Genomic DNA, 12,357 nt, shown 5'->3' on the forward strand with positions numbered 1-12,357 from the left:
CGGCCGACCGGTGCCCGGGGCGGCCGGCCGGCCGGCGGTGGCGGCAACCGGCCGGGCAGCCCGAAACGGCGCTGACCGGCCCGGGAGACACCCGACGGAGATCGACCTGACGGCGTCCTTCATGCTGTGCGAGCAGCATGCAGGACGCCGTCGTCGTCGAAGGGAAACGGAACTGCCGTGACGGAGACCCACAGCGCCGGGGTGCGCGGGGACAGCGGCCCGGAGGCCGCCGAGCTGGTGGCCAGCCGGGTGCTGGACGTGCCCGACTTCCCCAAGCCCGGTGTCATGTTCAAGGACCTGATGCCGCTCTTCGCCGACGGTGACGCGTTCCGCGAGGTCATCGACGGGATCATCGCGTACCACGGGCGGGACTCGTTCGACGCCGTGGTCGGCATCGAGGCGCGCGGGTTCGTCATCGCGGCGGCCATCGCCTACGCGACCGGGGTGGGGGTGGTGCCGGTGCGCAAGGCCGGCAAGCTGCCCCGCCCGGCGTACTCGGCCTCCTACGCACTGGAGTACGGCGAGGCGACCCTGGAGGTGCACGAGGACGCCTTCACCGCCGGGCACCGGGTGCTGGTGGTCGACGACGTGCTCGCCACCGGCGGCACGGCCGAGGCGACGCTGGACCTGGTGGAGCGGGCCGGCGGCACGGTCGCCGGGTTCACGGTGCTACTGGAACTCGGCTTCCTCGGCGGGCGGGAGCGGCTGGCGCCGCGCCCGGTCCATGCCCTGCTGACCGTTTGATCCGCCGTCCGTCGGACGGACCCGGCGCGGTCCGTCCGGCGGAGCGGCAGGGCACCGTGGGTGCGGGTAGCATTGCCCTTTGCTGACCGGGCGGGACCGTCCGGCCGGCGCGAGACCAGGCCGGCCGACGCACGGTCGGTGGTTCCCGGCGAGCGGTGAGGAGGCCGGTGTCCCACGATGTCGTCCCTCCGGTGGAGGGCACGGTGCACCCGACAGGCGACGCTGACGGCTCGGTGACCGACCGGAACGGTGACGCGCCCGCGCGGGGCACGGGCACCGGCAACGGCGCCGCCGTGACCAGCCCGGCCGAGGCCGTACGCTCCGGCGTGGCCGACGCGGGCCCCGGGGCCGAGGCGGTCGTGGTCCAGTTCCCGACCGACGGCTCCGCCGACCCCACGTCCGGCGGCGGGTTCGCGCTCTCCAACGCGCCCACCGGCCGACGGGTCCGGGCGCGGCTGGCGCGGTTCAACGCGCCCTGGCAGACCTCGCAGGTCAGCGAGGTGCTCGAACCGCTGATCTCCACCCACCGGGACGCCCACCCCAAGGCCGACGCCCGGCTGTTGCAGCGCGCCTTCGACACCGCGGCACGCTGGCACTCCGGGCAGTACCGCAAGTCCGGCGACCCGTACATCACCCACCCGCTGGCGGTGGCCACCATCCTGGCCAACCTCGGGATGGACACCACCACGCTGGTCGCGGCGCTGCTGCACGACACCATCGAGGACACCGAGTACACCCTCGATGCGATGCGCGCCGACTTCGGTGGCGAGGTCGCGCTCCTGGTCGACGGGGTGACCAAGCTCGACAAGGTCAAGCTGGGCGACGCGGCCAAGGCCGAGACGATCCGCAAGATGGTCGTGGCGATGGCCAAGGACCCGCGGGTGCTGGTGATCAAGCTCGCCGACCGACTGCACAACATGCGCACCCTCACCTTCCTGCCCCGCCCGAAGCAGGAGCAGAAGGCGAAGGAGACGCTGGAGATCCTGGCCCCGCTGGCCCACCGGCTCGGTATGAACACGATCAAGTGGGAGCTGGAGGACCTCGCCTTCGGCACGCTCTTCCCGAAGCGGTTCGAGGAGATCAACCGGCTGATCGGGGAGCACCAGCCGCAGCGCGAGGCGCTGCTGCGCCAGGTCACCCAGAAGGTCCAGGTCGACCTCAAGGCCGCCAAGATCAAGGCGGAGACCACCGGCCGGCCGAAGCACCTCTACTCGATCTACCAGAAGATGATCGTGCGGGGTCGCGACTTCAACGACATCTACGACCTGGTCGGGGTGCGGATCCTGGTCGACACGGTGCGGGACTGCTACGCGGCGCTGGGCGTGATCCACGCCAACTGGCAGCCGGTCCCGGGCCGGTTCAAGGACTACATCGCGATGCCCAAGTTCAACATGTACCAGTCGCTGCACACGACGGTCATCGGGCCCACCGGCAAGCCGGTGGAGATGCAGATCCGCACCTACGCGATGCACCGCACCGCCGAGTTCGGCATCGCCGCGCACTGGAAGTACAAGGAGCACAAGGGCACCCAGATCGTCGGCCCGCCGGCGCACATCGACGAGATGACCTGGCTGCGGCAGTTGCTGGACTGGCAGCGGGAGGCGGCCGACCCGAGCGAATTCCTCGACGCGCTGCGCTTCGACCTGTCCAGCCAGGAGGTGTACGTCTTCACCCCGAAGGGTGACGTCATCCCCCTGCCGACGGGGTCGACGCCGGTGGACTTCGCGTACGCGGTGCACACCGAGGTCGGGCACAAGTGCATCGGCGCGCGGGTCAACGGCAAGCTGGTGCCGCTGGAGTCGACGCTCTCCAACGGCGACGTGATCGAGATCTTCACCTCGAAGTCGGAGACGGCCGGCCCCACGCAGGACTGGCTCGGCTTCGTCAAGAGCCCGCGCGCCCGCACCAAGATCCGCCAGTACTTCAACAAGGAGCGGCGCGAGGAGGCGATCGAGGCCGGCAAGGACGCGATCGTCAAGGCGATGCGCAAGCAGGGCATGCCGTTGCAGCGGATGCTCACCTCCGACGCGCTGATGGCGATCGCCCGCGACCTGCACCTGGCCGACGTCGCCTCGCTCTACGCCGCGGTCGGCGACAGCCAGGTCTCCGCCCAGTCGGTGGTGCAGAAGCTGATGGCCGCGTACGGCGGCGAGGAGGGCGCGGCGGAGGACATCGCCGAGACCGCCGTCGCCACCCGGCCGCCCCGCAGCCGGCAGAGCAGCAGCGATCCCGGCGTGGTGGTCCGGGGCGTCAGCGACGTCTGGATCAAGCTGGCCCGCTGCTGCACGCCGGTGCCGCCGGACTCGGTCTTCGGGTTCGTCACCCGCTCCGGCGGGGTGAGCGTGCACCGCGACGACTGCGCCAACGCCGAGGACCTGCGGGCCCAGGCCGAGCGGGTGGTCGAGGTCAGCTGGAAGCTCACCTCCGCGTCGACGTTCCTGGTGGCGATACAGGTCGAGGCGCTGGACCGGCACAAGCTGCTCGCCGACGTCACGCGGGTGCTCTCCGAGGAGCGGGTCAACATCCTCTCCGCGACGGTCACCACCACCCGGGACCGGGTGGCGGTGAGCCGCTTCAGCTTCGAGATGGCCGACCCGAAGCACCTCGGCCACCTGCTGGCCGCGGTCCGCAAGGTCGACGGCGTCTTCGACGCCTACCGGGTCACCTCCGGCGCCTGACTCACCCCTCCCCACCCGCCCCTCTCCCCGCGGCGATCTCGCACCTTCGGCCCCTGACATGCGTGGTGCGCCCCCTTCGCCGGGGCACCAAGTGCGAGATCGCGGGTAGGGGTGCGGGGTGACGCGAGCGCCCGCCGGCGGTGCCGGCGGGCGCTCGGGGTGCGTACGTCAGAAGGAGTGTCAGCCCTGGGGGGCGCTCATGGCGAGCTTCTTGATGGTGATCTCCTTCTTGGGGTGACCACCGCCGGCCTGCTGGGCGAACGCCTTGTCGTCGCCGGCCGCCGCGACCTGCTTGACGATGTCCATGCCACCCGTGATGGTGCCCAGGACGGTGTAGTTCGGGTCCAGCGGCGAGTCGCCGTAGACGATGAAGAACTGGCTGCCCGTGCTGCCCGGCTGCCCGGAGTTGGCCATCGCGATGACGCCCTCCGGGTACGGCGGACGCTTGTCGGTGGGCAGGTTCTCCTCCGCGAGCCGGTAGCTCGGGCCGCCGGTGCCGTCGGTCTCCCGCCAGCCCTTGCCGGTGGCGCTCGGGTCGCCGCACTGGAGCACCTTGATGCCCTCGGTCACCAGCCGGTGGCACTTGCTGTTGTCGAAGAAGTTCTTCTCCGCCAGGTGGGTGAAGCTCGCCGCGGTGCAGGGCACCGCCGCCCGGTCGACCTTGGCGGTGATCGGCCCCAGGTTGGTGTCGATCGTCATCGTCTGGGTGCCGGTGTTCGCCTGCTGCGGCGCGGGCAGCCCGACGTCCTTGATCTGCGGGCTCCGCTGCTCGGCCGGGAGTTCGGTCCAGGCGCACTGGACGTTGCCGGCCCCGGGCGCCGCGGTGTCGGTGCTGTCGTCGTCGCCGCCGAGGCTGGTGGCGAGCCAGACGGTGCCGGCGACCACGAGCAGCAGGACCGCACCGGCCCCCACGATCGACTGGGTCTGCCGGCGCCTGCGGGCCCGGGCGGCCCGCTCGGCCATCTCCTTCTCGAGCCGGGCGCGGGCCGCCGCGCGCTGCCGCTCTCTGGTGGACGTCACGCCTGGATCCTCCTGGGCTGTCTCGGGCGCGGTGGGTGCCGCTGAAGAGTGAGGTGGGGTGGTCAGCCGGCGCTCGGGGTCGCCGTCGCAGCGCCGGACGCCGACGCGCTCGGCGCCGGGCTGGACTCAGCCTGCTCACCGACGGTGAGGCTCTGGATGACCACGTCGTCGTCCTTGGGCTTCACCTTGGCCCCGGTCCCATTGTCCACGGTCGGCAGGGCGCCGATCTTCTCGACCGTCGCCAGGCCGCCGGTGACCCGCCCGACGATGGAGTACTTCGGGTCGGCCGTGGTGAAGTCCTTGAAGAAGACCAGGAGCTGGCTGCCGTTGGCGCCCGGCGGGTTGGCGACCATCGCGATCGTGCCCTTCGGGTAGGTCGCGGGCTGGCCGGGTGCGGGGCTCGCCGACGGCGACGGCGACGGGGCGGTGGGGACGTTCTCGTCGTAGAACGAGTAGGTCGGGCCGCCCAGGCCGGTGCCGCTCGGGTCACCGCAGCGCACCGCGCCCTCGGTGGTGATCTCGTGGCACTTGGTGTTGTCGTAGAACGACCGGCTCGACAGGTGCGCGAGGCTCGCCGCGGCGCAGGGCGCGGCGGCGAGGTCGAGTTCGGCGGTGAACGGACCGCCCTGGTTGGTCACCACGGTCATCGTCCGCGTGCCGGAGGTGGGCAGACCCTCGGTGGCCGGGGTGCCGACGTCCCTGAGGTTGGTGTTCGCGCTGGCGTCCTGCGGGGTCCAGAGGCAGACGTCCTCGGCGGCGGTCTTCTTCTCCTGGTCGCGGTCGAAGGTGCCCAGCGCCCAGGCCGAACCGACCACGATGAGCGCGAGCACGAGGGTCGCGCCGACGCCGGCCTGGATCTGCCGGCGACGCCTGGCCACGGCGGCCCGACGGGCGAGCTGCCGGTCGAGCTTGGCGCGCGCCAGTTTGCGCTGCCGGTCCCTGCTGGAAGCCACCCGTGCTGCCCTTCCTTTACCCTGGTCGTCACCGGCGGTCGGGCGTCCCGCGCCCGTCTGGCGGCAGGTGTGCCACGCCACACGCCCGCCAGAGTGTACGACCACCGGCTGGGAAAGTGGTGCAGAGGTCCACGCTGGGCTTATCGGGACGCGTCACTGCGCCGCTCGGGGCCGCCGGGACGGATGCGCCACCGTGCCGAGCGGGGCCGCCGGGACGGACGCGACAAAGCCGCTCGCGCCGCCCGTTAGGCTGCTGGCAGGGACGTGACAGCTCGACGGAAGGGGAGCGGACGTGCTCGTGGCCGGCTTTCCCGCGGACGCCTTCGGCACCAACTGCTACGTGGTCGCCACCGCGCCCGGGGAGCAGTGCGTGGTGGTCGACCCCGGCATCGGGGTGCTCGACCGGCTCGACGCGCTGCTGGCCGAGCACCGGCTGCACCCGGCCGCCGTGCTCCTCACCCACGGTCACCTCGACCACACCTTCTCGGTCGCGCCGGTCTGCGGGGCGCGCGGGATCACCGCGTACGTGCACCCGGGCGACCGGGAGATGCTCGCCGACCCGGCCAAGGGGCTGTCGGCGGACCTCACCTCGCTCTTCGGCGGCCGGTTGCCGTACACCGAGCCGGAGGACGTCGCCGAGCTGACCGACGGCGCCACGCTCGCCCTCGCCGGGCTGGAGATCACCGTCGACCACGCCCCGGGCCATACCGGCGGGTCGGTGCTCTTCCGGTTGCCGGCCGCCGGCTCGCGCTGGGAGGCGGAGCAGCTCTGCCTCTCCGGTGACGTGCTGTTCGCCGGCTCCATCGGCCGCACCGACCTGCCGGGCGGCAGCATGCCGGCGATGCTCACCAGCCTCCGGGAGAAGGTCCTCCCGCTGGCGGACGACACCGTCGTGCTGCCGGGCCACGGCCCCGCGACCACCATCGGCCGCGAGCGCGCGACCAACCCGTACCTCGTCGAGGTGGCGGGCCCGGGCGGCGCGCGACCGGCCGCCCCCGCCCGCGGCCTGTGACGGTCGCACCGACTCTCCTCCCGCGCCGACCGCGCGGGTCTGCGAACGGAGCATCATGAGCAAGCCCACGCCCATCTCCGGATTCCCGGAGTGGACGCCCGCGCAGCGGATGATCGAGCAGTACGTCCTGGACCGGATCCGGAACACCTTCGAGCTGTACGGCTTCGCGCCGCTGGAGACGCGGGCGGTTGAGCCGCTGGATCAGCTGCTGCGCAAGGGGGAGACCTCGAAGGAGGTCTACCTGATCCGGCGGTTGCAGGCCGACGCCGACGGCCCAGCCGGCGACGACGCGCTCGGCCTGCACTTCGACCTGACCGTGCCGTTCGCCCGGTACGTGCTGGAGAACGCCGGCAAGCTTCAGTTCCCGTTCCGCCGCTACCAGATCCAGAAGGTGTGGCGCGGCGAGCGACCGCAGGAGGGGCGCTACCGGGAGTTCCTCCAAGCGGACATCGACATCGTCGACCGGGACACCCTGGCCGCGCACCACGAGGCGGAGATGCCGCTGGTCATCGGCGACGCGCTGCGCTCGCTGCCCATCCCGCCGGTGTTGATCCAGGTCAACAATCGCAAGATCTGCGAAGGCTTCTACCGGGGCGTCGGGCTGACCGACACCGAGGCGGCGCTGCGCGCGGTGGACAAGCTCGACAAGGTGGGCCCGGCGAAGGTGGCCGAGCTGCTGGCCGAGACGGCCGGGGCGAGCGAGGCGCAGGCCAAGGCGTGCCTCGCGCTGGCCGAGATCTCCGCCCCGGACGCCTCCTTCGCCGACGCGGTGCGCGCCCTGGGCGTGAGCGACCCGCTGCTCGACGAGGGCATCGAGGAGCTGGTCCGGGTGGTGGAGACCGCCGCCGGGCACTCGCCGGGGCTCTGCGTGGCCGACCTGCGCATCGCCCGGGGCCTGGACTACTACACCGGCACCGTCTACGAGACCCAGCTGGTCGGCTACGAGCGGTTCGGCTCGATCTGCTCCGGCGGCCGCTACGACAACCTGGCCAGCTCGGGCGCCAACCGGTTCCCCGGGGTGGGCATCTCGATCGGGGTGACCCGGCTGCTCGGGCTCCTCTTCGGCGCCGGCGAGCTGTCGGTGTCGCGGGACGTGCCGACCTGCGTCCTGGTGGCGGTGACCAGCGAGGACCAGCGGCCGGCCAGCAACCGGGTGGCCGAGGCGCTGCGCCGCCGGGGCGTGCCCACGGAGGTGTCGCCGAGCGCGGCGAAGTTCGGCAAGCAGATCCGCCACGCCGAGCGGCGCGGCATCCCGTACGTCTGGTTCCCGGGCGCCGACGGGGCGGCCGACGAGGTGAAGGACATCCGCTCCGGCGAGCAGGTCGTGGCGGTGGCGGGGGAGTGGACGCCGCCCCCGGCGGACCTCAAGCCGCTGGTCAGCTGAGTTCACTACTGGCGCGTACGGGCGATCGGACCTACGGTAGCGTAAGTTACGCCACCGTAGGGAGATCGTCGTGACCGCACTCAGCCAGACCGCACTGCTCCTCGAACTCGAATCCGTGGTGGAGAAGAACCTCGACCGGCACCTGTCGGTGGCCAAGGAGTGGTTCCCCCACGAGTACGTGCCGTGGAGCGAGGGGCGCACCTTCGACGGGCCGCTCGGCGGCGAGGCGTGGTCGGAGACGGACTCGACCATCCCCGAGGTGGCCCGCACCGCGCTGATTGTCAACCTGCTCACCGAGGACAACCTGCCCTCGTACCACCACGAGATCGCCACCCTCTTCGGCCGGGACGGCGCCTGGGGCACCTGGGTGCACCGGTGGACCGCCGAGGAGGGGCGACACGGCACGGCGATCCGCGACTACCTGACCGTCAGCCGGGCCGTCGACCCGGTCGCCCTGGAGCGGGCCCGGATGACGCACATGTCCGCCGGCTACCGCAACGTGCACGGCGACGAGGTGCTGCACTCCCTGGCGTACGTCTCGTTCCAGGAGTTGGCCACCCGGATCTCGCACCGCAACACCGGCCGGGTGACCGGCGACCCGGCGTGCGAGGCGCTGCTGGCCCGGGTCGCGGCGGACGAGAACCTGCACATGGTCTTCTACCGCAACCTGCTCGCGGCGGCCTTCGAGCTGGCGCCCAGCCAGGCCATGCGGGCGGTCGCCGACGTGGTGGCCGACTTCCAGATGCCGGGCAACGGCATCGAGGGCTTCACCCGCAAGTCGGTGGCGATCGCCCTGGCCGGCATCTACGACCTGCGCCAGCACCGCGACGAGGTGGTCGTGCCGGTGCTGCGGCAGTGGAACGTCTTCGAGGTCACCGGGCTGGACGCCGACGGCGAGGCCGCCCGCGACCAGGTGGCCCGCCACCTCGACGAGCTGGACCGCGCCGCCTCCCGCTTCGAGGAGAAGCGCGACGCGCGCGCCGCCCGCCTCGCCGCCCGCGCCTGACCGCCCCGCCCCGAGGCCCGCGTCGATCATGCAGTTGCGGTGGGGGATCAAGGCCGCGAAACCTCTCGATCCGGGCACCACAACTGCATGATCTCCGGGGGGCGACGGGTTCGGGTCAGGCCGGCTGGTCGAGGGGGAAGAGGAGGCAGCTGGACGTGGCGTGGGCGATGAGGCGGCCCTGGCCGTCGGTCAGCTTCGCCTCCGCCAGCGCGGTGCGGCGGCCGCGTTGGAGCACGCTGCCCTCGCAGCGCAGGGTGCCGGAGGCGACGGTGACCGGGCGGAGGAACTTCACGCTCAGGTCCAGCGAGGTGTAGCCGACGCCGGCGGGCAGCGTGGTGTGCACCGCGCAGGCCGCGGCGGTGTCCAGCAGGGTGGAGATGACCCCGCCGTGCACGGTGCCGAGCGGGTTGTAGTGGAACTCCTGCGGCACCAGCTCGACGGCGACCCACCCCTCGTCGGCCTCCATCCGGGACATGTCCACCAGGTGCATGATCGGCGGCGCGGCCAGCTCGCCGGCGATCATCGCGCGGAGCAGCTCCAGACCGGCGCGCCGGCCGACGTGCGCGGCGTTGATGCCCGGGTCGGACCAGGAGAAGGTGCGGCTGCGCGCCGGTTCCTGCGTCTGTGTCATGGACTCAGCCTGGCAGCCCGTTGCTGAGTCTGTCAACGAGATCTAGCGTGGTGGGCATGAGACCCGAGGCGCTGGACTGGTCGGTGGAGAACTGCACCATCACCCGGGCGATGGAGGTGCTCGGCGAGCGGTGGACCCTGGTGGTCCTGCGGGAGGTCTTCAACGGCGTCCGGCGCTTCGACGACATGCGGGTCCGCACCGGCATCCCCCGGCAGGTGCTCACCAACCGGCTGGCGATGCTGGTGGAACGGGGTGTGCTGCGCCGTGAGCCCTACCGGGAGCCGGGCAGCCGGCTGCGTCACGAGTACCGGCTGACCGAGAAGGGCCTCGACCTCTGGCCCGTGCTGGTCGCGGTGCTCGGCTGGGGCGACCGCTACCTGGCCGACCCGGCCGGCTCGCCGTTGACCGTCACGCACCGCGACTGCGGCGCCGACGTGCACGTCGCGCTGCGCTGCGGGAGCGGGCACGAGGTCGCGGCTCCCCGTGACGTGGTGCCCCGCCCCGGCCCGGGTGCCCGCCGCCGCGCGGACTGACCCCCGGGCGCGCGACCGGCGCGCGGACTGACCCCGGGGCGCGCGCCGGCGCGCGGACGGATCGCCGCCCGCGCGCCGGCCGGGCTCACCAGCCGAAACCGGCGGCGTACGAGACGCTGGCCAGCACCCGCTGACCGCTGCTGTTGGGGTGGAAGTAGTCCCAGCCGGAGAGCTGGCTCAGGGCGAACGGGTAGCCGAACACGGCGTTGTCGTCGAAGTCGCAGTTGGCGCCGTACGCCGCGCACGCCTGGGCGAGCTGGGTGTTGTAGTCGATCACCCGCTGGCGGACCCGGGTCCGCCGGTCGACGTCGGCCTGCGCGGTGGACGTCGGGTTGGCCAGCATCGACTGGCAGATGCCGAAGGCCGACCAGGCGCTGCGGGCGCTGCCGCTGTCCTTGCCGACGAACCAGAGCCGGTGGATGTCCGGCACGCTGATCAGCTGCACCCGGGCGTTGGGGAGGCCGGTCTTGAGCCGGTTGAGCGCGGCGTCGATGTTGGCCCGGTAGGTGCTCACCGGGGTCATCGTCGACTCCGAGCCGGTGCAGGCGTCGTTGGCGCCGATCAGCATGGTGACGTACCCGACGCCCTGGCTGACCGCGCTGCCGGCCTGGCCGTACATGTCGGCGGACTTCGCGCCGCTGCGGGCGTCGTTGTGGTTGCGTCCCTGGATCGCCGGGTTCACCGCCCGGATGCGCAGGTAGTGACTGTTCACCGTGGAGTAGTCGCCGGTGCTGAAGGAGCGGGAGGTGCAGTCGACGTACCAGCCGCAGGCGTTGAAGCCTCGGGTGATCGAGTCACCGAGGCTGGCCATCGAGGCCGGGGGCGGCCCGGCGTCGGCGGCGGCGGGGGCCGGCGCGAGCAGGACGAGAACGGTGAGTGCGGCGAGCGGGGCGAGCAGACGTCGGATGACGGTCATGGTGGCCTCCGGATGACGGGTGCCGAGGGGTGGACGAGCGGTGACCAGATGGTATAGACGCACATCTGTGTCCACAATGTTTCCGCCCGGTGACAGGCGTAGCTCGGGCGAACAAGGACAAAACTGGGTCTTGCCTAGGAAGTTAAGTATGTGAATACTTCAGTGAGCCTGGCCAGTTCCCCCAGCTCGGCCGGGTTGGTTCCCGGTCCCGTCACCCCCGACGCGGGCCGTCGCCCCCTCCTGGAGGTTGTTACATGCGACCCACGAGGTCCTCGTTCCGCCGCGCCGCCACCCTTGCCGCGGCCGGAGCCCTGGTTGCCGGCTCGCTCATCGGCGCGCCCGCCCAGGCCGCACCCTCGTCCGCCTCACCCGACGCCGCCGCCGGCCTGGCCGAGCGCCTCGGCGACCGCGCCGCCGGCACCTACGCCGACGCCACCGGCAAGATGGTCGTCGCGGTCACCGACGTCGCCGCCGCCCGCCAGGTCGCCGCCGCCGGCGCCACTCCGAAGATCGTCGCGCGCGGCGCCGCCGACCTGGCCCGGGCCACCGCCGAGCTGGACCGCTCCGCGAAGATCCCCGGCACCGCCTGGTGGACCGACCCGGCCACCAACCAGGTCGTCGTCTCCGTCGACAGCACCGTCACCGGCGCCAAGCTGGAGCGCGTCAAGGCCGCCGCCGCGCGGATGAACGGCGCGGTCCGCATCGAGGCCGAGGCCGGCGTGCTGAGCACCCGCATCTCCGGCGGCCAGGCCATCTACGCCGGCGGTGGCGGGCGCTGCTCGCTCGGCTTCAACGTCCGCAACAGCAGTGGCGTCAAGTACTTCATCACCGCCGGGCACTGCACGAACATCTCGTCGAGCTGGTACTCGAACTCCGCCCAGACCGCCTACCTCGGCGCCCGCTCCGGCACCAGCTTCCCGGGCAACGACTACGGCATCGTCCGGTACAGCAACCAGACCACCACGCAGCCGGGCAACGTCTCGCTCTACAACGGCAGCTTCCAGGACATCACCAGCGCCGGCAACGCCTTCGTCGGCCAGTCCGTCCGGCGCAGCGGCAGCACCACCGGCCTGCGCAGCGGCTCGGTGACCGCCCTCAACGCCACCGTGAACTACGCCGAGGGCTCGGTCTCCGGCCTGATCCGCACCAACGTCTGCGCCGAGCCGGGCGACAGCGGCGGCTCGCTCTTCGCCGGCACCACCGCGCTGGGCCTCACCTCCGGCGGCAGCGGCAACTGCTCCTCCGGCGGCACCACCTTCTTCCAGCCGGTCCCCGAGGTGCTGAGCCGCTACGGCGTCAGCGTCTACTGATCCGACCTCACGCAGCGGGCCGCCGGAACATCCGGCGGCCCGTCCGCGTGCGCTGCGGCGTCCCGGCCGCGTGGGCCGGGCCGGTGCCGCCGGCCGAGGCGCCGGGATGCTGACGACGGCGCAGCACCAGCACGACCGCCAGCGGGCAGAGTGCCTCCGCGCCGGCCGCG

11 protein-coding genes are annotated in these 12,357 nt (G+C 72.3%); 7 read left to right on the forward strand and 4 right to left on the reverse strand.

The window, feature by feature from the left end:
* Window positions 1–177 precede the first annotated feature (177 nt).
* Both NCC78_RS17925 and NCC78_RS17930 read left to right on the forward strand, forming a co-directional pair.
* Window positions 178–744, forward strand: a complete 567-nt coding sequence (locus NCC78_RS17925; protein ID WP_250795770.1) for an adenine phosphoribosyltransferase — start codon at window positions 178–180, stop codon at window positions 742–744.
* Between the two features lie 167 nt (window positions 745–911).
* Window positions 912–3,422, forward strand: coding sequence for a RelA/SpoT family protein (locus tag NCC78_RS17930; protein ID WP_372495152.1), 2,511 nt, complete (start codon window positions 912–914; stop codon window positions 3,420–3,422).
* 180 nt (window positions 3,423–3,602) lie between these two features.
* On the opposite strand, the gene NCC78_RS17935 is transcribed toward NCC78_RS17930, so the two are convergent.
* On the reverse strand, window positions 3,603–4,442 hold the full coding sequence (locus NCC78_RS17935; RefSeq protein WP_250795771.1) for a peptidylprolyl isomerase: 840 nt from the start codon (window positions 4,440–4,442) through the stop codon (window positions 3,603–3,605).
* 62 nt (window positions 4,443–4,504) lie between these two features.
* Complete coding sequence (locus NCC78_RS17940; protein ID WP_250795773.1) at window positions 4,505–5,395, reverse strand: peptidylprolyl isomerase; 891 nt, start codon at window positions 5,393–5,395, stop codon at window positions 4,505–4,507.
* A gap of 292 nt (window positions 5,396–5,687) precedes the next feature.
* On the opposite strand from NCC78_RS17940, the gene NCC78_RS17945 reads away from it, so the two are divergent.
* From NCC78_RS17945 to NCC78_RS17955, 3 genes are all read left to right on the forward strand, one after another.
* Window positions 5,688–6,407, forward strand: coding sequence for an MBL fold metallo-hydrolase (locus tag NCC78_RS17945; protein ID WP_250795774.1), 720 nt, complete (start codon window positions 5,688–5,690; stop codon window positions 6,405–6,407).
* Window positions 6,408–6,462: 55 nt separating this feature from the next.
* A complete protein-coding gene (gene hisS / locus NCC78_RS17950) occupies window positions 6,463–7,791 on the forward strand; it encodes a histidine--tRNA ligase (protein ID WP_250795775.1) in 1,329 nt (442 codons plus the stop codon).
* Window positions 7,792–7,861: 70 nt separating this feature from the next.
* Complete coding sequence (locus tag NCC78_RS17955; RefSeq protein WP_250795776.1) at window positions 7,862–8,797, forward strand: acyl-ACP desaturase; 936 nt, start codon at window positions 7,862–7,864, stop codon at window positions 8,795–8,797.
* A 115-nt stretch (window positions 8,798–8,912) separates the two neighbouring features.
* On the opposite strand, the gene NCC78_RS17960 is transcribed toward NCC78_RS17955, so the two are convergent.
* Window positions 8,913–9,428: a PaaI family thioesterase gene (locus NCC78_RS17960; protein ID WP_250795777.1), complete on the reverse strand. Its 516-nt coding sequence runs from the start codon at window positions 9,426–9,428 to the stop codon at window positions 8,913–8,915.
* A gap of 56 nt (window positions 9,429–9,484) precedes the next feature.
* On the opposite strand from NCC78_RS17960, the gene NCC78_RS17965 reads away from it, so the two are divergent.
* Window positions 9,485–9,961 (forward strand): winged helix-turn-helix transcriptional regulator, encoded by a 477-nt coding sequence (locus tag NCC78_RS17965; RefSeq protein WP_250795778.1) that lies wholly within the window; start codon window positions 9,485–9,487, stop codon window positions 9,959–9,961.
* Between the two features lie 85 nt (window positions 9,962–10,046).
* Here NCC78_RS17965 and NCC78_RS17970 read toward each other — a convergent pair whose 3' ends face one another.
* The gene (locus NCC78_RS17970; protein ID WP_250795780.1) at window positions 10,047–10,877 is read right to left on the reverse strand and encodes a GDSL-type esterase/lipase family protein; all 831 of its coding nucleotides are present in this window, start codon (window positions 10,875–10,877) and stop codon (window positions 10,047–10,049) included.
* Between the two features lie 254 nt (window positions 10,878–11,131).
* Here NCC78_RS17970 and NCC78_RS17975 point away from each other — a divergent pair, with 254 nt between their 5' ends.
* Window positions 11,132–12,187: a S1 family peptidase gene (locus tag NCC78_RS17975; protein ID WP_250795781.1), complete on the forward strand. Its 1,056-nt coding sequence runs from the start codon at window positions 11,132–11,134 to the stop codon at window positions 12,185–12,187.
* The last annotated feature ends 170 nt before the right edge of the window (window positions 12,188–12,357 follow it).

Source organism: Micromonospora phytophila, assembly GCF_023656545.1.
In the GTDB taxonomy this organism is placed as follows: Bacteria; Actinomycetota; Actinomycetes; order Mycobacteriales; family Micromonosporaceae; genus Micromonospora; species Micromonospora phytophila.

Excerpts from the sequence above, each read along its gene's own strand:
- NCC78_RS17965 (WP_250795778.1), top strand. The coding sequence starts at position 9,485 with ATGAGACCCGAGGCGCTGGACTGGTCGGTGGAGAACTGCACCATCACC.
- hisS (WP_250795775.1), top strand. The coding sequence starts at position 6,463 with ATGAGCAAGCCCACGCCCATCTCCGGATTCCCGGAGTGGACGCCCGCG.
- NCC78_RS17960 (WP_250795777.1), bottom strand. The coding sequence starts at position 9,428 with ATGACACAGACGCAGGAACCGGCGCGCAGCCGCACCTTCTCCTGGTCC.
- NCC78_RS17975 (WP_250795781.1), top strand. The coding sequence starts at position 11,132 with ATGCGACCCACGAGGTCCTCGTTCCGCCGCGCCGCCACCCTTGCCGCG.
- NCC78_RS17970 (WP_250795780.1), bottom strand. The coding sequence starts at position 10,877 with ATGACCGTCATCCGACGTCTGCTCGCCCCGCTCGCCGCACTCACCGTT.